The organism is Georgenia ruanii (genome assembly GCF_009193175.1).
Classification (GTDB): domain Bacteria; phylum Actinomycetota; class Actinomycetes; order Actinomycetales; family Actinomycetaceae; genus Georgenia; species Georgenia ruanii.
This window is the reverse complement of the sequence record NZ_VUKE01000001.1, coordinates 163,954-181,410: the sequence shown is the minus strand read 5'-3', so window position 1 is coordinate 181,410 and position 17,457 is coordinate 163,954. Positions and strand designations below refer to the sequence as shown.

The window sequence follows — 17,457 nt, the reverse complement described above, 5'->3', positions numbered from 1 at the left end:
CCTTCGCGCCGGGGGCCGTTCCGCCTGCGGCCCCGGCCGGTCTGGGGCAACCTGGGGCGCACGCACCGGCGCACGAGCGCGCCGGAGGGAAGGGGGAGTCGATGACCGTCCGACTGTGGTCGCGCGAGGGCGAGCCGGAGCACGGCGCGGAGTTCCGGCGCGTGCTGTGGACCGGGGAGCAGAGCCAGCTCGTGATCATGACCGTCCCGCCGGGGGATGAGATCGGCGAGGAGACGCACGAGGGCACCGACCAGATCCTCAGCTTCGTGGCGGGGGCGGGCAAGGCGGTCATCGACGGCGACGAGAAGTTCGTCGCCCCCGGTGACATCGTCGTCGTGCCGGCGGGTGCCCGGCACAACTTCCTCAACGTCGGCCCCAACCCGCTCGTGCTGTACACGATCTACAGCCCGCCCGAGCACGCCGACGGCGCGGTGTACCCGACCAAGAACGAGGCCGACGCCGCCGAGGAGGCCGGGCGGGACGAGCCGCCGCAGGGGTGAGGCCCCGCCGCCGCGGGGCCGTCGTGCCATCACGCCTACGATGAGGGGCCGGACCCCCGAACGAGAGGCGGACACATCGTGGCAGACGGCCTGACCATCGGTTACGCGGCGGCGCTCGAGCAGTTCCACCCCACCGAGGCGGTGGACTATTCCGCGCGGGCGGAGGAGCACGGGTTCTCCGGCGTCATGGCGGCGGACCACTTCCAGCCGTGGACGCCGACCCAGGGCCAGGCGTCCTTCGTGTGGAACGTGCTCACCGCCGTCGGCGAGCGCACGCGCGGGGACTTCGGCCCCGGCGTGACCGCCCCGACGTTCCGGTACCACCCGGCGATGGTCGCCCAGGCGTCGGCGACGCTGGCCGCGATGTACCCCGGCCGGCACTGGCTGGGGCTGGGCTCGGGCGAGGCGCTCAACGAGCACATCATCGGCGGGTACTGGCCCGAGGCCGCCGAGCGGATCAACCGGATGTTCGAGGCCATCGAGATCATCCGCAAGCTGTTCACCAACTCCCTGGCGGGCAAGGACACCAAGCACGCCGGGACGTTCTACAAGCTCGAGTCCACCCGGCTGTGGACGATGCCCGAGGAGGCCCCGCCGATCCTCGTGGCCACCGGCGGCCCGGTGACGGCCAAGCGGGCCGGCAAGCACGCCGACGGGCTGATCACCGTCGGCGCCCCGCTGGAGAAGATCGGCGGGCTGTTCGAGAAGTTCGCCGCCGGGGCGCGCGAGGCGGGCAAGGACCCCGACGCCATGCCCAAGGTGCTCCAGCTGCACCTGTCCTGGGCGCCCACCGACGAGGAGGCGCTGGCGAACGCGATGGAGCAGTGGCCCAACGGCGGGATGAAGTTCCCCAAGGCCGACATCCGTTCCCCGTACGACTTCGCGGCCATGGCCAAGCTGGTGCGCGCGGAGGACTTCGCCGGTCGCATGGTCATCTCCGCCGACCCCGACGCCCACCGGGCGGAGATCCAGAAGTACGTCGACCTCGGCTTCGACCGGATCTACCTGCACAACGTCGGGCGCAACCAGGCCGAGTGGCTCGAGGTCTTCGGCCGCGACGTCCTGCCGAAGCTCGCCCGATGAGCGCCGCCCCCACCGGCCCGGACGCCGCGCCCCCGGGCGACGCCGCCGCGCCGGCCGGCGGCGGCGCCACCGCGCCCGCCGACGTGACCGCCCCGGCGGTCCTCGTCATGGCCCAGGCCCCCGACGGCGTGCCGGTCATCACCCGCGGGGACGACCTCGCCGCCCGGCTCACCCCGGCGCTCGCGGCCCTGCGCTGGCCGGACGGCACCACCGGCGTGGCCGAGGGCGACGTCGTCGTCGTCGCCTCGAAGATCGTCGCCAAGGCGGAGGGCCGGCTCGTCGCCGCCCGGGACGCCGCCGCCCGCGACGCCGTCATCGCCGGCGAGACCGTGCGGGTGGTGGCCACCCGGCAGCGGCCCGACGGCGGGGTGCTGCGCATCGTGGAGAACAGGCAGGGGCTGGTCATGGCTGCCGCCGGCGTGGACGCCTCGGACGTGCCGGCCGGCACGGCGCTGCTGCTGCCGGAAGACCCCGACGCCTCCGCCCGCCGGCTGCGCCGCGGGCTGCACGCCCGGCTGGGCGTGCGCCCGGGCGTGCTCGTCACCGACACCGCCGGGCGGCCCTGGCGCCGCGGGCTGGTCGACATGGCGATCGGCGCGGCCGGCGTGCGGGTGCTCGCCGACCACCGCGGCCGCCGCGACGCCTACGGCCGCGAGCTCAACGTCACCGTCATGAGCCTGGCCGACGAGATCGCCGCGGCGGCCGAGCTGGTCAAGGGCAAGGCGGCCGGCCGCCCCGTCGCCGTCGTGCGCGGCATGGGCCACGCCGTGAGCCTGGAGGACGGCGACGGCGCGGCGACCCTGATCCGCCCGCCCGCGGAGGACATGTTCCGCCGGGGCGTGAGCGACTGACCTCACGCCCCCAGCCGTCGGCCGAGCGACCGCTCGGCGGGGGAGGGTTCCGCGGCGGCGCTGGAGCGCAGCCGCCAGGTCGTCGTCGCGCCGTCGGGTCCGGTCAGCCGCCCGCGGCGCAGCGCCAGGTCGACGCGGCGGCGCACCTCGGCCTCGTGCGCCCGCTCGGCGACGAACACGACCCTCAGGCGCAGCTCGGGGCCCGTGCCGGCGACGGCGGTGTGGTGCGGGGCCAGCGGGCACGGCCCGTCGTGGGCCAGGACCCGCACAGCTCGACCGTGATCGCGCCGCCGGGCGCGCGGGGGTCGGCGCCGGGTGCCACGGTCAGCAGCGCCTCGTGGGCGTACACCTGGGGCATGCGGGCAGTGTCCCCCATCCCGCCCGCCCACGGCGTCAGGCCGGGTCGAAGACCAGGAGGTCGTGCCCGTCCACCGCGAGGCGGTGCGCGGGCACCCCGTAGACGTCGCTGACCAGGTCGGCGGTGAGCACCTCGCGGGGGTCGCCGGCGGCCACCACGGTCCCGCCAGCCAGGACGAGCACGTGGTCGCAGAAGCGCAGGGCGTGGTTGAGGTCGTGCAGCGCGGCGAGCACGGTGACCCCGTCCGCGGCCAGGTCCCGCGCCAGGCGCAGCACCGCGAGCTGGGCGCCGACGTCGAGGTGGTTGGTCGGCTCGTCCAGCAGCAGCAGCGACGGCTCCTGCGCGAGCGCGCGCGCCAGGTGCACCCGCTGGCGCTCCCCGCCGGACAGGGTGGCGAAGTCCCGGCCGGCCAGCGCCTCGGCGCCGGTGCGGGCCATCGCCGCGCGGGCGACGGCGAGGTCGGCGGCGCTGTCGGCGCCCCAGCGGGCCCGGTGCGGGGTGCGGCCGAGCAGGACGACGTCGCGCACCTCCCGGGAGACGTCGGCGGGGGCGTCCTGCTCGACCAGCGCGAGCCGGCGGGCGCGCTCGCGGCGGGTCAGCGAGGCCGGGTCGCGGCCGGCGAGCCGGACCACCCCGGCGTCCGGGGCCAGCGCACCGACGATCGCCCGCAGCAGGGTCGACTTCCCGGCGCCGTTGGGACCGACGACGGCGGTCACCGCCCCGGCCGGGACGGCGCAGTCCACGCCGTCGAGCAGCACGGTGCGCCCGGCGCTCACCCGCAGCCCGGCGAGGTCCAGGGCGGGGGCGGCCGGGGGAGCGGCGACGTCGACGTCTCGGGGGTGGCTCATGCGGTGTGGGCCTTTCGGCGCAGGAGGACGGCGAACACCGGCGCGCCGATGACGGCGGTGAGCACGCCCACCGGCAGCTCGCGCGGCTCGAACAAGCTGCGCGCGGCGGTGTCGGCCACCAGGAGGAAGCTCGCGCCGGCCAGCCCGGCCACGGGCAGCAGGCGGTAGTGGCGTGTGCCGGCGACCAGCCGCACCGCGTGCGGCACGACCAGCCCGACGAACCCGATCGCCCCGGCCACCGAGACCAGCAGCGCGGTCAGCAGCGCCCCGGCGCCCAGCAGCAGCCACCGGGCCCGGGTGACCGCGACCCCCAGGGAGGCGGCGGAGACGTCGCCGAAGGTGAAGGCGTCCAGGGGGCGCCCCTGCGCCACGAGCACGGTGCCCACCACCGCCGTCGCCCCCAGCGCCAGCAGCGCCTCGGACCAGGTGGTCCCGCCGAGCGAGCCCATGAGCCAGGACAGCACCTCGCGGTAGGAGTCGCCGGTGGCGGACCAGATGATCACGAAGCTCACGACGGCGGAGCCCGCCTGGGCGACGGCCACGCCGGCGAGCACCGTGCGCACGGGCGAGAGCCCGCCGCCGCGGCCGGTGGCCAGCGCCAGCGTGACCGCCAGCGCGGCCAGCGCCCCGACGAACGCCGCCACCGGCAGCGCCGCCGTCAGGCCGAGCACGAGCACCGCCACCGCCCCCACCGACGCCCCGGAGGAGACCCCGAGCAGGTAGGGGTCGGCGAGCGGGTTGCGGGTGAGGGCTTGCATGACGGCGCCGACCACCGCCAGGCCCGCGCCGACGGCGGCGGCCGCCACCACCCGCGGGGCCCGGCCCTGCCACACGATGGCGTCCTGGACCGGGGTGAGCGGGTCCGCCGGGCACCCGGCCGCGGCCAGCACCGCCGTGCACAGCCGGTGCCCGGCCGAGGCGCCCACCTGGGCGACGGTGATGTCCGCCTGCCCCCGCGTCACCGCCCAGCCGGCCACGGCGAGCAGCGCCGCGGTGAGGGCGAGGAGGACGACGGCGAGGGGCGGCTGGCGCCGTCGGCCGCCCCTCGTCGGGGGCGTCGGGCCCGTCGCGGGCCCGCCCCTCATCCGGCCCCCTGGAGGCCGGCGTCGAGGCCGGCCAGCTGGCGCGCGAGGTCGGTCACGGCCGCGACGTTGCGCACCCCGGCCTCGGTGGCCGGGAACGGGACGGTGAGGTAGCGGTGCTCGCGCACCGCGGGCAGCGCCGCGGTGACCGGGTTCGCCTCGAGCAGGTCGATCTTGTGCGCGGCGGTGTTCCAGGAGGAGTCCACGAGCACGATGACGTCCGGCGCGCGCTCGGCCACCGCCTCCCAGGACAGCGACGTCCAGGTGTCGGCGACGTCGGCGGCGACGTTCTCCAGCCCCACCGCCTCGAGAATCATCTGCGGGGCGCCGATGCCCGCCCCGACGTACGGGGCGTCCTCGCCGGAGGAGTACCACAGCGCGCTGAGCCCGGCGTCCGACGGGCTCACCGCGGCCAGCTCGGCGCGCTGGTCGGCCACCAGGCGGGCGGCGGCGCCCTCCGCGCCCAGGAGCCGGCCCACCTCGGTGATCTCGTCGAAGACGAGGTCGAAGGTGAGCGTGCCGGGCTGGTAGGTCGGCGCCTTGCACGCCGCGGGCGAGACGTAGGTGGCGATGCCCAGGTCGGCGTACATGCCGCGCTCCCCGGCGCCGTCGGCCGAGAGGTTGGACTCCCAGCCGGCGTAGACGAGGTCCGGCTCGAGCTGCAGCACCGCCTCGGGGGCCGGGTTCTTCTCGGCCAGGACCGGCGCCTGCGCGGCGGCGTCGGCCAGGTCCGCGGGCGGCTCGCCGTCGGCGAAGGCCGTGCCGACCAGCCGGTCGCCGGCCCCGAGGGCGAGGACCATCTCCGTCGCGGAGGACTTGATGGTGACGATGCGCCGCGGCGGGGCGGCGAGGGCGGCCTCGACGCCGCAGCTGGCCACGGTGAGCGGGAAGCCGGCGGCGTCCGGCCCGGCCGCGGCGGGACCGGCCGCCGCGCCGGATCCGGACCCCGAGGGCGTGGCGGCCGGCGCGGCGCCGCAGGCGGCGAGGGCGAGCGCGGCGGCGGCCGCGCCCAGCGCGGCCAGCACCCGGCGGCCCGCCGCCGGGGCCAGGCAGGCATCGTGGTTGCGACCAGGGGGGCGGGTTGGTCGTCGGGCGGGGTGCAGGCGGGGATGACGGCGGGCGCGCACGGGACTCCTCACGGGAGCGGGCCGGAGCCGGCACGCGCAGTCACCGCGCTGCGCGCCAGGCCCGGGGATCGACCGGGCCCAGCCCGGGCCCGCGCTACCGGGCCACGTCCGGCCCGGGATCCGTTCGGAAGCGTAGCGGACCGGCCGAAACCGCACCCGGCTCGGCGGCGAAGGGCGTGACCACCGCGCGCCGCTCCGCGTCCCCCTCGCGGTAGGTGATCGTGCGGACCTCGACGCCGTAGAGCTCGGAAAGGGCGCCGTCGGTGAGCAGGTCCCGGGCGGGCCCGGCGCGCACGTCGCGCGGGGCCACCATGAGCACGACGGCGTCGGCCAGGGCCAGCGCGTGGTCGGGGTGGTGGGTGGTCAGCAGCACCGCCAGGCCCTCGCCCACGAGGCGGCGCAGCAGCCGCAGCACGCGGGCCTGGTTCTGCAGGTCCAGCGCGGCGCAGGGCTCGTCGAGCACGAGGGTCGGGCACTCCGCGGCGATCGCCCGCGCGATGAGCACGAGCTGCTGCTCCCCGCCGCTGAGGGTGGGGAACCGGCGCTCGGCCAGGTGCCCGATGCCGACACGGCCCATCGCCTCCAGGGCCGCGGTCCGGTCCGCCCGGCCCGGGGTCGCGAACACCCCGAGGAGGCGGGTGCGGCCCATGACCACCATGTCCACGGCCCGGTAGGCGAACGCGCCGCCGCGCGCCTGCGGCACGTACCCCACGGCGCCGTCGCTGCGCACGACGCCCTCGCGCGGGGCGAGCAGCCCGGCGGCGCAGCGCACCAGGGTGGTCTTCCCGCGCCCGTTCGGCCCCAGCACGGCGGTGGCGGTCCCGGCCGCCACCCGCAGGCTCACGTCCCGGAAGAGCCAGCCGCGGCCCGGGTAGCCGAAGCCCAGACGCTCGAGCTCAAGCACTGTCCCAGATCCTGTCCCGGTTGCGACGCAGCAGCACGAAGAACACCGGCGCCCCGACCAGCGCCGTGATCACCCCCAGCGGGATCTCGGCGGCCGTCGCCGTGCGGGCCAGGGTGTCGACGGCGATCAGGTAGGCCCCGCCCAGGAGGAAGGACACCGGCAGCAGCACCCGGTGGTCCGGTCCCACCCACATCCGGGCCAGGTGCGGGACCACCAGCCCCACCCAGGCGATGACGCCGCACACCGCCACGCCGCCGGCGACCACGAGCGCGGCGGCCCCGAGCACGACCCACCGCAGCGGGGCCGGCCGCAGCCCGAGCGCGGCGGCCTCCTCGTCGCCCAGCGACAGGACGTTGAGGCGCCAGCGCAGCAGGACCAGCGTCGCCGCGCCGGCCAGGATCGGCACCAGGGCCACGCCGACCTTGGCGAAGGTGGCCGTGGCGACGCTGCCCAGCAGCCAGAACACGATGGCCGGCAGCGTGGTGTACGGGTCCGCGAGGTAGGTCACGAGCGAGACGAGGGCGGAGAAGAACGAGCCGGTGACCACCCCGCCGAGGACCACCATGAGCATCGAGGCGCCGCCGCGGGCGAGGGTGAGCACGAACAGCACGGCCAGGGCGCCCAGGCCGCACACGAACGCCCCGGCGACGAGGTAGACCGTGCCCAGCCCCAGCAGCAGGGCCAGCGCCCCGCCGAACGACGCGCCCGCGGAGACGCCGATGATCTCCGGGCTGACCAGGGGGTTGCGGAAGGTCGCCTGCAGCGCGGCGCCGGCGATGCCCAGGCCGCCCCCGACGAGCAGGGCCAGCAAGATCCGCGGCAGGCGCACGAGGAGGACGACGTTCTCCGCGCTCGCCGCCTCCCCGCCGCGCACCCGCCCGGCGAGGATCTGCACGACGTCGCCCACGGGCACCGGGAACCGGCCCACCGACAGCGCCACCAGCCCGACGCCGACGACGCCCACCGCCATGACGAGCACCGGCACCGCCGCGGCGGTCAGGCCGTCCCGGGTCCGGGGCGTGCGCGGGGTGCGCCGCGCGGTGCGGGTCGCGTCACGCATCGAACTGCCCGTAGCCGGCCGAGCCGTGGTTGGGCGCCGACCACAGGATCTGGGCGAGGTCGTCGTCCGTGGGCCGGTAGTCGTAGAGGAAGGCGTACGTCTCCCGCACCCGGTCGCGCAGGGTGGCGCCGTCGTCGGCGGGGAAGACCACGTGGGAGAGCCAGTGCCACATCAGCGCCGACTCCTGCCCCGGCGGGTCCCAGCGGTACCCGCCGAGCGGCACCTTGTACACGCGCCGGGTCCGCACCGCCGCGAGCGGGGCCCACACGGGGTCGCGGTAGAGGTCGTCCGGCATCGCGCCGTCGAAGTTGCCCAGCAGCACGACGTCGGGGTCCCAGCGCAGCACCTGCTCGACGTCCACGCCCACCATGCCGGTGCCCTGCACCCCGGCCGGCCCGGTCGCCGGGTTCTCCGCGCCGACGAGGCGGATGTAGAAGTCGTTGTAGGTCTTCGGGCCGGCCACCTTCAGCCCGGCCGCGAACCGGTTGAAGTACAGGACCTTCGGGGACCCGCCGGCCACCTTGGCGGTGCGCGCCTTGACGTCCGCCAGCGCGGCGTCGCTGCGGGCGATCATCTCCCGGGCGCGGGCGGGCTTGCCGAGCAGCGCGGCGAACGTGGTCGTCCAGGTGTCGAGGTCCTCCTGGGTCCCGTAGGTCACGCCGAGGACCTTCAGCCCGGCGTTCTCCAGCGGGGCGATGATGCCGGTGCCCTGGTCGGCCCACTGCACGACGACGTCGGGCCGCAGCGCGAGGATGCTCTCGACGTTCGGCGTGAAGTCCTGGCCGGCGACGTCGTGGGCGACGCCGGTGGCCGCCGGGAAGATCTTGCCGAGGATCCCGTCGCGGATCGCCGTCCACGACGACTCGTGCATCCCCACCACGTGCTCGGCCGAGGCGTCGACGGCGATTGCCAGCGAGGCGGCCGGCATCGGCAGCGTGACGATGCGGGTGACCGGGCGGTCGAAGGTCAGGGTGGTGCCGCGCTGGTCCGTCACGGTGATCCCCCCCGCGGCGGTGGCGGTCCCGGCGCCGGACGGGGTCGGCTGGTCCGCGCAGGCGGCGAGGAGGCCCAGGCCCCCGAGCAGCGCGGCGCCCCGCAGGACGTCGCGCCGGGAGATCGCCGGCGGCTCGCCCGCCCCGCTCATGCCAGCAGCCCCAGCGGTCCGGCGTCCGCGGCGTCGTTGAGGATCCGCAGGTGGCGCGCCGTGTAGTGGCTCAGCGCCCGGACCTGCGCGTCGGTGAGCCGGTCGCAGACCCACTCCCAGTGCATGGCGACCCAGTCGCCGGGCCGGAGCTCGGCGCCGGGACCGAGCCCGTCGACGGCGCGCTCGACCGTCTCGGGCCGGGGGGAGCCGAGGTCGAGGCGGCGTCCGTCCCAGCCCAGATGCCGGGAGGCGACCTCGACCCGGTCGCCGTGGACGTGGACGACCCGGCCCCAGCGGATCCGGCACATGTCCAGCACGGTCAGCGCCTGGGCCGCCCGCCGGTCGTCGCCCAGCAGGCCGGTCCAGGGGTAGACGCAGAACACGGCGAAGCTGTGGTGCGGCACGCCGCCGGCGAGCACCTCGGCGGTGAGGCGGCCGAAGCGTGGGCCGGCCCGGTACCGGAAGCGCTCCTCCATGGACCCGGCGACGTGGGTGACCCCGACGCGGTCGAGCAGCCGGCTGCCCACCCAGTAGGCCTCCACCGCGCGGTGGTCGAGCGGGTCGGGCAGCCCGGTGGCCCCGGCGATGAGCTCGAGGTAGGGCCAGGCGCCGGCGAACTCGCGGGCCATCGCGCGCAGCCCGCGGTCGTCCCCGGCGGTGCCGCTCTCGAAGAACGCCAGGTGGTCCGCCGGGCCGCAGTAGCCGTGGCGGTTGGGCGGGAAGGCGTACCGGGCGAAGAGCACCGGCCCGGGCACCGCCGTCCGCGTCGTCGTGGCGGTCATCGCGCCCCCTGGCCCGCGTCCCGGCCGGGCCCCATGAGCTCCAGGCCCTCCATCGCCCGGGCGGCCCGGTCCTCGTCGATGACCTCCATGGCGAAGCCCATGTGGATGAGCACCCAGGCGCCCGGGCCCGGCGGCGGGCCGTCGAGCATGCCGAGGTTGATGGTGTCCCGCACCCCGCGCACGTCGGCGAGCGCGAGCAGGCCGCCGTGGCCCTCCACGGCCGCGACGATCCTGCCGGGAATCCCTAGGCACATGTGCTGTCTCCGTCCTCGTCGGCGGGGGGGCCGGCCGTCACGGGTCCGGCCGCGGGGGGCTCACATCCGCAGCAGCCGGTACTCGCGCTTGAGCGCCGGCAGCTCCTTGCGGGTCAGGTACACCAGGCCGACGGCGCCCGCGGCGACCAGTGCCACCTTGACCACCGTCCCGGCGCCGCCGGTCGTCGCCGGGACGGGCGCCGCCGTCGCCGCCCGGGACGATGCCCGGGACGGCGGCCGGTTCCACGCGATGAACACGGTCCTCACCTCCTGCTGCGCCGGGCCGGCGCGCTTCGGGCCGCCGGCTCAGCCCGGCGGCAGGTTCGGCATGGCCGGGGAGATCGGGTCGCGCCGGCGCGCGTTGATCCCCGTGGAGCGCCGCGCGTCGACGGTGTCGTCGGCGTGGTGGCCGCGCTGCTTGTGCACCTGCCCGGCGTTGCCCTGGTCGACCCCCTTGACGTGCGCGGAGACGTCGGGGGCGACGTCGGGCTTGCCCACCCGGATGGTCATGGCTCCTCCTCTCGACGGTGCTCGAGGTCGGCGAAGAACTCCTCCACGGCCGGCCACACGCGGCTCCCGCCGGACAGGCCCCGCCACTCCCGCCGCACGACGGCGATCAGGCGGAAGCAGTCGTCGATCGGGACGATCCAGTGCTGCCGGGCCCCGCGGGCGGTGTTGACGAGGAAGGCCTCCACCTCCGGCACCAGGCCCGCCAGCTCCGGGCGGCGGGCCACGACCGCCTGCCACGCCGGCGGGTCGACCTCCCACCGGGTGGAGCCGAGCGGGCTGGGGTAGTGCGCCACCACCGCGTCGTCCGCCCCGCGGACGACGTACGCCAGGCCCACCGGGACGCCGAGCTCGTCGGTGGCCACCGCGCCCAGCCGCAGCCGGCGCTCGGGCACCAGGCGGTAGTGCCCCAGGCTGGCCACGTCCCGGACGAAGAGCAGCGAGCACGGGCGGCAGGCGCACATGACGTCGGCCCGCTCGGTGTCGAGCAGGTGCCGGTGCCGCTCGGGCAGCGGGGCCCCGCACACGTCGCACCGCTCGGCGAGCAGCGGGGCCCGCCCGCCACCCCGGAGCACCCGCTCCAGCGCGCCGCTGCTCACGGCGCGCCCAGGTCGGCGGGCCGGTGGAACAGCGCCGCGACCGGGATGACCGCCGGCGCGCGGTGGGGCTTGACCGGTGCGACCTCGCTCAGCTCCGGGGCCAGGGCGAGCACGGCCTCGGACACCGTCTGCTCGAGGGTGACCGCCGACGACGAGCAGCTCGAGCACGCCCCGGAGAGCTGGACCTGAGCGACGCCGGCGTCGATGCCCACGAGCTCGACCCGCCCGCCGTGGGACTCGACGTACGGGCGCACCGCGTCGAGCGCCTGCTCCACCCGGTCCTCGACGGTGCCCGGGTGGAGGTCGTGGACGACCAGGAGGTGCCCGAGGAGCTGGTCCCGGGCGAGGTCGGCGTGCAGGGCGGGCGCGAGCGCGAGCACGCGGCGCAGCGCCTCGCCGTAGATCTCCGCCAGCGTCCGGATCGCCTCGACCGCCGCCTCGGCGGCGGCGCCGGGCGCGGCCTCGACGACGTCGAGCAGTTCGTCGAAGCGGGCGAGCAGCTGCCCGACCGCCGCGTCGTCCAGTGCCGGCTCAGCCATGGGAGGCCCCGAACATCGGCGAGTGGGTCTGGCGGATGGTCCGGCCGCCGCCGACGTACATGTGCACCCCGCACGGCAGGCACGGGTCGAAGCTGCGCACCGCGCGCATGATGTCGACCCCGCGGAAGTCGTCCGGGCCGTTCTCCTCGAAGATCGGCATGTCCTGCACGGCGTCCTCGTAGGGCCCCGGCGTGCCGAAGCTGTCCCGCGGGCTGCCGTTCCACGGCGTCGGGGGGTAGGGGTGGTAGTTGGCGATCTTGCCGTCGCGGATGACGAGGTGGTGGGACAGGACCCCGCGCACGGCCTCGTGGAAGCCGCAGCCGATGGCCTCCTCGGGCAGCTCGAAGGTCTGGAACACCTTCTGGTCCCCGCCGCGCACCCGGGTCAGGGCCTCCTCGAGGAAGTACAGCGCCATGCCGGCGGCGTAGGCGATGAAGTAGGCCCGGGCCCGGTCGCGCTCGATGGCGTTGGACCACGGCGGGATCCGCCACTCCAGGGTCTGCTCGGGCAGGGTCGCGCTGCGCGGCAGGGTGATCTGCACGCTCGAGCCGGTCGAGCGCACGTACGGGGTGTTCACCCGGTTGGCCAGCGCGGTGGTGTACAGCCGGGCGAACGGGCCGCCGCCGGTGTCCAGGGCCAGGTGGTCGCCGGTGCGCCGGTCGTACCAGCGCGGGCTCATCACCCAGCTGTACCTGCCGTCGAAGTCGCGCTTGCCCGGGGCGGGCAGGGTGGTCTGGTTCCACGGGTGGCGGTGGTCCACCGGGTTGCCCAACGGGTCGTGGGTGACGAACGGCGGCTCGCTGGCCCAGTCCTCGTAGAACGAGCTGCCCAGCAGGATCCGGATGCCGAGGTTGATGTCGACGAGGTTGGTGGTGACGAGCTCGCCGTCGACGACGACGCCGGGGGTGACGAACATGGCGTTGCCCCAGGTGTTCATCGTCTCGTAGCGGTAGTCGACCACCTCCGGGTCCTGGAAGGCCCCCCAGCAGCCCAGCAGGACCCGGCGGCGGCCGACCTCCTCGTAGCCGGGCAGCGCCTGGTAGAAGAAGTCGAAGACGTCGTCGTTCATGGCCACGGCCTGCTTGACGAAGTCGATGATCGACATCAGCCGGGACAGGTAGTCGGTGAACAGCGTCGGGGAGGGCACCGTGCCCACCCCGCCGGGGTACATCGTCGAGGGGTGGACGTGGCGGCCCTCCATGAGGCAGAACATCTCGCGGGTGACCCGGCTCATGTGCAGCGCCTGCTTGTACACCTCGCCCTCGAACGGGTTGAACGCCCGCATGAGGTCGGCGATGGTGCGATAGCCGTGGATGCCGGCGTGCGGCGCCGGGGTGTTCTCGGCCTTGGCCAGCACGCTCGGGTTGGTGGCCTTGACCATCGCCTCGCAGAAGTCGACGAAGACGAGGTTGTCCTGGAACAGGGTGTGGTCGAACAGGTACTCCGCGGCCTCGCCGAGGTTGACGATCCACTCGCCCAGCTTGGGCGTCTTGATGCCGTAGGCCATCTGCTGGGCGTAGTTGGAGCAGGTGGTGTGGTTGTCCCCGCAGATGCCGCAGATCCGGCTGGTGATGAAGCCGGCGTCGCGGGGATCCTTGCCCCGCATGAACACCGAGTACCCGCGGAAGAGGGAGGAGGTGGAGTGGCACTCGGCGACCCGCCGGTTCCCGAAGTCGATCTTGGTGTAGATGCCGAGGTTGCCGATGATGCGGGTGATGGGGTCCCACGACATCTCGACGAGCTGTTCCTGCTCCTGCCCGGGGCCGGCGCCCCGGCGGTCGGTGACGGTCATCGGGGGCCTCCTGCGGCGGTGGTGGGGACGTCGGCGCGCCAGCGCGGGTCGTAGCCGGTGGTGAGCTCGCCGCGGTTGTGGCGCCACCGCGGCTCCTTGTTGAGCGAGGCGTTGGTGATGCCGCGCATGCGGCGGACGAAGACGCCGTAGGGCTTGCCGAGGGTGGCCGAGAGGTACCCGCCCGGCGGGGCGTCCATGAACGGCATGAACTTGTCCGGGAAGCCCGGCATCGTGCAGCCGATGCAGATGCCGCCGACGTTGGGGCACCCGCCCACGCCGTGCATCCAGCCCCGCTTGGGCACGTTGCAGTTGACGACCGGCCCCCAGCACCCGACCTTGACCTGGCACTTGGGCGAGTTGTAGTCGTAGGCGAAGTCGGACTGCTCGTAGTACCCGGCCCGGTCGCAGCCCTCGTGGACGGTCTTGCCGAACAGCCACTGGGGGCGCAGCAGGTCGTCCAGCGGGGGCGGCGGCGCCGCGCCGGCGGCGTGGTAGAGCACCCAGGCGAGGGTCTCCATGAAGTTCTCGGGCTGCACCGGGCAGCCGGGGATGTTGACGATGGGCAGCTCGCCGGCGGAGCGGAAGTCCCAGCCGAGGTAGTCCGCCAGCCCCATCGAGCCCGTCGGGTTGCCCGCCATGGCGTGGATGCCGCCGTACGCCGCGCAGGTGCCGATCGCGACCACGGCCCATGCCTTGGGGGCGAGCTGGTCGATCCACCAGTTCAGGGTCAGCGGTTCCCCGGTCGCGAGGTCGTTGCCGAAGGAGGTCCAGTAGCCCTCGCCGTTGATGTTCTCGTTGGGGATGGACCCCTCGATGACGAGGATGAACGGCGCGAGCTCGCCGCGCGCCGCCGCCCGGAAGGGGGCGAGGAACTCCTCGCCGCCCAGGGTGGGGGAGAGGACCTTGTTGTGCAGGTTCACCTTCGGCAGGCCCGGGATGAGCCCGGTGACGACGTCCTCGATCGAGGGCTGGCTGGACGCCGTGATCGAGACGGTGTCGCCGTCGCAGCTCATGCCCTCCGAGATCCACAGGATGTCGATCTCGTCGAAGCCGGCGCGCTGGTCGCCCGGAGCGGTCTGCGGGGTCGTGGTCATCTCTGCCTCCTTCACCGGACGGGCCGGCGGTCGGGACCCGGGGACTGCGCGAGGGTGGGGGACGGCGGCCCGGCCGCCTCCCGGGCCAGGTCGAGGACGAGGGGGACGGCCCGCTCGACGGCGGCACGCACCGGCGCGGACAGTCCCATCCCCTCCGCGAGGGTCTGCGGCTGGCAGCCCACGACCAGCACCTCGCCGATCGAGCCGCCGAGGCCGTGCAGCGCCGCCAGGACGACGTCGGGGCTCATGGCGTGGGCGTCGACGGCGCCCGGGCCCGCGCCCGCCCGGCCGGTGGCGTCGAGGACGGCCAGGGTCCCCGGCGGCTGGCCCAGGGGCACCGCGTCGACCAGGACGAGGGTGTCGTAGCGGCCGTCGAGCAGCTCGTAGGCGAGGTGGATGCCGCGGATGCCATAGTCGGCCACGTCCACGCCGGCGGGGACGTCCGCCGGGTCGAGCCGCCGGACCACCTCGACGCCGAAGGCGTCGTCGCCGAGGAAGACGTTGCCGATGCCGGCCACCAGCACGGTCATGGCGTGCCTCCCGCGGTGCCGTCGGGCCGGGGCACGGTCGCGGCTGCCCCGCTGGGGTCGGGGGCGTCCGCCGGGGTGTCGTCCAGCGGCTCGACCTCCTCGGGCGCGAAGTAGTGGAAGCGGCCGTACCACCGGTGCGGCTCGCTCGAGGGGTCCTCGAGCGTGACGGCGACGTGCCGGGCGTCGTCGACGTCGCGGAACACCCCCTCGACCCGGGCGGTGCGGCCGGCGAGGAACATGTCGTGCGCGTCCGTGCCCCGCGGGCGCGGGCGCAGACGCACCCGGCTGCCCCGGGCCAGCCGCACGCCGTCGACGACGACGGTCTCGGCGCCGGGCGGGAGCGGCGGGTCCCCGGCCGCACCGGCCACGGGTGCGCCGGCCACGGGTCCGCCCGCTGCGGGACCGCCGGCCGCGAGGTCCGCCGGCCTCCTCACCGGGCGCAGCGACCGGATCGCCCCGTGCAGGCGGGCCATCACCTCCGGCGGCATGGCGTCGACGCGGTCGACGATCGCGGCCGTGCGCGGGTCGGTGGCGCGGACCTCCGCCTTCTCCGCGTCGGTGAGCGTGAGGGTGCGCAGGGAGAGGATCTCGTCGATCTCGGCGGCGTCGAACAGGTCGCCCGGGCTCTCCGGGGCGACCTGCGGGTGGTCGTAGAGGATGATCGGCGAGGACAGCACGAGGTCGCGGCTGCCGGGCTCGCCGACGAGCACCGGGAAGGTGCGGACGTTCGCGCACTGCCCGGCCGCCTCGCCGGCCCAGGCGGGCGGGTCCAGCAGCGACAGGAACGCGCCGTCGTCGGTGGCCAGCAGGGTGTGCGTGGCGACGAGGCTGGAGCGCAGGGCGATCTGCCGGGGCGCGTCCGTTGCCGGGCCGGCCGCGGTGTTCTCGGTGCGCACGCGCAGGCGCAGGAGCGGGAACGGTGTGGTGGCCGGCTCGGCAGCGAGGTGGACGCGTGCCGTCAGCGTCCGCCGGCGGCGCACCACCCGGCCGGTCGGTCGGCCCGTGCCGTCGCGCACGGGCTCGGCGTCCTCGCCGCCCGGGGCCGCGAGGTCGACCGTGACGGGCCCCTCGCGCAGCCGCGCGAGCGGCACGGCGGCGTCGGCGTGCCGGGGGACGGCCTCCTCGAAGCTGAGCTCGGCGCCGTCGGCCGTCGCGAGCCGCTCGACCGGCTGGAACGAGCCGTCGGGCCGGCGCCGCTCGACGTCCCGGGCCTGCAGCTGGAGGTAGCGCACGCGCACCCGCAGCGTCGCCGTCGGCGGGGCCTCGAGGAGGCACTCGCTCTGCTGCCACCACCCCTCGCTCGACCCCGCCACGCCGTCGTCGGCGCCGTCGCGGCCCTCCATCCACCGGCGCGGCGCGAGGACGCCGAACTGCCAGCGCACCTGGTTCTTGGGCGAGGACTTGCGGTAGGGGTAGAGCGCGTAGCCCTCGTAGAGGACGGCGTCGGCGACGGCCTGGGCGCGCGCGAACGGGTCGGGTACCGGATCGTGCACCGTCGCACCTCCCTGGGCCTCGTTGCCGGTCGCGGAGTACGTCTCGTCTAGGGCCTCGCCCGCACCGCCTCCCGCTGCGGCGCCCGGGCGGCGAGCCACCCGAGCCACCCGGCGAAGCCCTCCCCGGTGGTCGCCGAGATGACCAGGGCCTCGACCCGGGGGTTGAGCCGGCGGGCCTGCGCGACGCACCGGTCGACGTCGAAGTCGACGAAGGGGAGCAGGTCGGCCTTGTTGATGAGCACGAGGTCCGCCGCCGCGAACATGTGCGGGTACTTCAGCGGCTTGTCGTTGCCCTCGGTGACCGAGATGATCACGACCCGGGCGGCCTCGCCGAGGTCGAAGAGGGCCGGGCACACGAGGTTGCCGACGTTCTCGACGAACAGGCAGGACCCCGGCCGGGGCGCCAGGCGGTCCAGGCCCCGGCGCAGCATGTCGGCGTCGAGGTGGCAGCCGGCCCCGGTGTTGATCTGGACGACGGGCGCCCCGGTGGCCCGGATGCGGTCGGCGTCGAGGAGGGTCTCCTGGTCGCCCTCGACGACGGCGACGTCCCGGTCGGCGGCCAGCTCGCGGATCGTGCGCTCGAGCAGCGTGGTCTTGCCCGCCCCCGGCGAGCTCATGACGTTGACGGCGAGGATTTCTCGGCCCTCGAACCAGCCGCGGTTGCGGGCGGCGAGCAGGTCGTTCTTGGCGAGGAGGTTCTCCTCGATGGTGATCGTCGCGCCGCCGGGCGCGGTGCCGTCGTGCGGGTGAACGTGATCGTGGGGCTCGTGGCCCGGGTGGTCGTGGTCGTGCGGGTGGTCGTGCTGCTCGTGCTCGTGCTCGTGGCGCTCGGACCCGTGCTCATGGACGTCGAGCGGGAGCAGCACGCGTGTCGCAGCCTCGTCGTTGCAGCCGCAGGTGGCACACATGG

The 17,457-nt window shown here is 75.5% G+C and carries 21 protein-coding genes; 3 read left to right on the top strand and 18 right to left on the bottom strand.

Going from position 1 to position 17,457, the window contains the following annotated elements; all coding sequences use genetic code 11:
* The first annotated feature begins 101 nt into the window (after positions 1-101).
* From GD880_RS00835 to cofE, 3 genes are all read left to right on the top strand, one after another.
* Positions 102-500: a cupin domain-containing protein gene (locus GD880_RS00835; RefSeq protein WP_152229737.1), complete on the top strand. Its 399-nt coding sequence runs from the start codon at positions 102-104 to the stop codon at positions 498-500.
* A gap of 78 nt (positions 501-578) precedes the next feature.
* Positions 579-1,583, top strand: a complete 1,005-nt coding sequence (locus GD880_RS00830) for a TIGR03557 family F420-dependent LLM class oxidoreductase (protein WP_152229736.1) — start codon at positions 579-581, stop codon at positions 1,581-1,583.
* A complete protein-coding gene (gene cofE, locus GD880_RS00825) occupies positions 1,580-2,434 on the top strand; it encodes a coenzyme F420-0:L-glutamate ligase (protein ID WP_152229735.1) in 855 nt (284 codons plus the stop codon). Before GD880_RS00830 ends, cofE begins: the two co-directional genes overlap by 4 nt.
* A gap of 2 nt (positions 2,435-2,436) precedes the next feature.
* On the opposite strand, the gene GD880_RS00820 is transcribed toward cofE, so the two are convergent.
* From GD880_RS00820 to hypB, 18 genes are all read right to left on the bottom strand, one after another.
* Positions 2,437-2,703, bottom strand: a complete 267-nt coding sequence (locus GD880_RS00820) for a hypothetical protein (RefSeq protein ID WP_226909279.1) — start codon at positions 2,701-2,703, stop codon at positions 2,437-2,439.
* A 124-nt stretch (positions 2,704-2,827) separates the two neighbouring features.
* Complete coding sequence (locus GD880_RS00815) at positions 2,828-3,640, bottom strand: ABC transporter ATP-binding protein (RefSeq protein WP_152229734.1); 813 nt, start codon at positions 3,638-3,640, stop codon at positions 2,828-2,830.
* Entirely contained in the window at positions 3,637-4,725 is a 1,089-nt protein-coding gene (locus tag GD880_RS00810; protein ID WP_152229733.1) for an iron chelate uptake ABC transporter family permease subunit, read from the bottom strand. Before GD880_RS00810 ends, GD880_RS00815 begins: the two co-directional genes overlap by 4 nt.
* Positions 4,722-5,849 (bottom strand): putative F420-0 ABC transporter substrate-binding protein, encoded by a 1,128-nt coding sequence (locus tag GD880_RS00805; protein ID WP_226909278.1) that lies wholly within the window; start codon positions 5,847-5,849, stop codon positions 4,722-4,724. Before GD880_RS00805 ends, GD880_RS00810 begins: the two co-directional genes overlap by 4 nt.
* 94 nt (positions 5,850-5,943) lie before the next feature.
* A complete protein-coding gene (locus GD880_RS00800; protein WP_152229732.1) occupies positions 5,944-6,753 on the bottom strand; it encodes an ABC transporter ATP-binding protein in 810 nt (269 codons plus the stop codon).
* On the bottom strand, positions 6,746-7,813 hold the full coding sequence (locus GD880_RS00795) for a FecCD family ABC transporter permease (RefSeq protein ID WP_152229731.1): 1,068 nt from the start codon (positions 7,811-7,813) through the stop codon (positions 6,746-6,748). Before GD880_RS00795 ends, GD880_RS00800 begins: the two co-directional genes overlap by 8 nt.
* On the bottom strand, positions 7,806-8,957 hold the full coding sequence (locus GD880_RS00790; RefSeq protein ID WP_152229730.1) for an ABC transporter substrate-binding protein: 1,152 nt from the start codon (positions 8,955-8,957) through the stop codon (positions 7,806-7,808). The genes GD880_RS00795 and GD880_RS00790 overlap by 8 nt, the downstream gene beginning before the upstream one ends.
* Positions 8,954-9,739 carry a DUF6390 family protein gene (locus GD880_RS00785; protein ID WP_152229729.1) on the bottom strand — a complete coding sequence of 262 codons (786 nt, stop codon included), beginning with the start codon at positions 9,737-9,739 and terminating at the stop codon, positions 8,954-8,956. Before GD880_RS00785 ends, GD880_RS00790 begins: the two co-directional genes overlap by 4 nt.
* Positions 9,736-9,993 carry a HypC/HybG/HupF family hydrogenase formation chaperone gene (locus tag GD880_RS00780; RefSeq protein WP_152229728.1) on the bottom strand — a complete coding sequence of 86 codons (258 nt, stop codon included), beginning with the start codon at positions 9,991-9,993 and terminating at the stop codon, positions 9,736-9,738. The genes GD880_RS00785 and GD880_RS00780 overlap by 4 nt, the downstream gene beginning before the upstream one ends.
* Before the next feature lie 60 nt (positions 9,994-10,053).
* Positions 10,054-10,251 (bottom strand): hypothetical protein, encoded by a 198-nt coding sequence (locus tag GD880_RS00775; RefSeq protein WP_152229727.1) that lies wholly within the window; start codon positions 10,249-10,251, stop codon positions 10,054-10,056.
* Between the two features lie 48 nt (positions 10,252-10,299).
* The gene (locus GD880_RS00770) at positions 10,300-10,503 is read right to left on the bottom strand and encodes a hypothetical protein (protein WP_152229726.1); all 204 of its coding nucleotides are present in this window, start codon (positions 10,501-10,503) and stop codon (positions 10,300-10,302) included.
* Positions 10,500-11,099, bottom strand: coding sequence for a DUF5947 family protein (locus GD880_RS00765; RefSeq protein ID WP_152229725.1), 600 nt, complete (start codon positions 11,097-11,099; stop codon positions 10,500-10,502). Before GD880_RS00765 ends, GD880_RS00770 begins: the two co-directional genes overlap by 4 nt.
* Positions 11,096-11,638 carry a NifU family protein gene (locus tag GD880_RS00760; RefSeq protein WP_152229724.1) on the bottom strand — a complete coding sequence of 181 codons (543 nt, stop codon included), beginning with the start codon at positions 11,636-11,638 and terminating at the stop codon, positions 11,096-11,098. Before GD880_RS00760 ends, GD880_RS00765 begins: the two co-directional genes overlap by 4 nt.
* Entirely contained in the window at positions 11,631-13,430 is a 1,800-nt protein-coding gene (locus tag GD880_RS00755) for a nickel-dependent hydrogenase large subunit (protein ID WP_152229723.1), read from the bottom strand. The genes GD880_RS00760 and GD880_RS00755 overlap by 8 nt, the downstream gene beginning before the upstream one ends.
* Positions 13,427-14,524 (bottom strand): NADH-quinone oxidoreductase subunit B family protein, encoded by a 1,098-nt coding sequence (locus tag GD880_RS00750; RefSeq protein ID WP_152229722.1) that lies wholly within the window; start codon positions 14,522-14,524, stop codon positions 13,427-13,429. The genes GD880_RS00755 and GD880_RS00750 overlap by 4 nt, the downstream gene beginning before the upstream one ends.
* Before the next feature lie 11 nt (positions 14,525-14,535).
* Positions 14,536-15,054 carry a hydrogenase maturation protease gene (locus GD880_RS00745; RefSeq protein ID WP_152229721.1) on the bottom strand — a complete coding sequence of 173 codons (519 nt, stop codon included), beginning with the start codon at positions 15,052-15,054 and terminating at the stop codon, positions 14,536-14,538.
* On the bottom strand, positions 15,051-16,547 hold the full coding sequence (locus GD880_RS00740) for a hypothetical protein (RefSeq protein ID WP_226909277.1): 1,497 nt from the start codon (positions 16,545-16,547) through the stop codon (positions 15,051-15,053). Before GD880_RS00740 ends, GD880_RS00745 begins: the two co-directional genes overlap by 4 nt.
* A 47-nt stretch (positions 16,548-16,594) precedes the next feature.
* On the bottom strand, positions 16,595-17,455 hold the full coding sequence (gene hypB, locus GD880_RS00735; RefSeq protein WP_152229720.1) for a hydrogenase nickel incorporation protein HypB: 861 nt from the start codon (positions 17,453-17,455) through the stop codon (positions 16,595-16,597).
* Positions 17,456-17,457 lie beyond the last annotated feature (2 nt).

Excerpts from the sequence above, each read along its gene's own strand:
- GD880_RS00750 (WP_152229722.1), bottom strand. The coding sequence starts at position 14,524 with ATGACCACGACCCCGCAGACCGCTCCGGGCGACCAGCGCGCCGGCTTC.
- GD880_RS00780 (WP_152229728.1), bottom strand. The coding sequence starts at position 9,993 with ATGTGCCTAGGGATTCCCGGCAGGATCGTCGCGGCCGTGGAGGGCCAC.
- GD880_RS00795 (WP_152229731.1), bottom strand. The coding sequence starts at position 7,813 with ATGCGTGACGCGACCCGCACCGCGCGGCGCACCCCGCGCACGCCCCGG.
- GD880_RS00745 (WP_152229721.1), bottom strand. The coding sequence starts at position 15,054 with ATGACCGTGCTGGTGGCCGGCATCGGCAACGTCTTCCTCGGCGACGAC.
- hypB (WP_152229720.1), bottom strand. The coding sequence starts at position 17,455 with ATGTGTGCCACCTGCGGCTGCAACGACGAGGCTGCGACACGCGTGCTG.
- GD880_RS00785 (WP_152229729.1), bottom strand. The coding sequence starts at position 9,739 with ATGACCGCCACGACGACGCGGACGGCGGTGCCCGGGCCGGTGCTCTTC.
- GD880_RS00810 (WP_152229733.1), bottom strand. The coding sequence starts at position 4,725 with ATGAGGGGCGGGCCCGCGACGGGCCCGACGCCCCCGACGAGGGGCGGC.
- GD880_RS00790 (WP_152229730.1), bottom strand. The coding sequence starts at position 8,957 with ATGAGCGGGGCGGGCGAGCCGCCGGCGATCTCCCGGCGCGACGTCCTG.
- cofE (WP_152229735.1), top strand. The coding sequence starts at position 1,580 with ATGAGCGCCGCCCCCACCGGCCCGGACGCCGCGCCCCCGGGCGACGCC.
- GD880_RS00760 (WP_152229724.1), bottom strand. The coding sequence starts at position 11,638 with ATGGCTGAGCCGGCACTGGACGACGCGGCGGTCGGGCAGCTGCTCGCC.
- GD880_RS00835 (WP_152229737.1), top strand. The coding sequence starts at position 102 with ATGACCGTCCGACTGTGGTCGCGCGAGGGCGAGCCGGAGCACGGCGCG.
- GD880_RS00770 (WP_152229726.1), bottom strand. The coding sequence starts at position 10,503 with ATGACCATCCGGGTGGGCAAGCCCGACGTCGCCCCCGACGTCTCCGCG.
- GD880_RS00755 (WP_152229723.1), bottom strand. The coding sequence starts at position 13,430 with ATGACCGTCACCGACCGCCGGGGCGCCGGCCCCGGGCAGGAGCAGGAA.
- GD880_RS00815 (WP_152229734.1), bottom strand. The coding sequence starts at position 3,640 with ATGAGCCACCCCCGAGACGTCGACGTCGCCGCTCCCCCGGCCGCCCCC.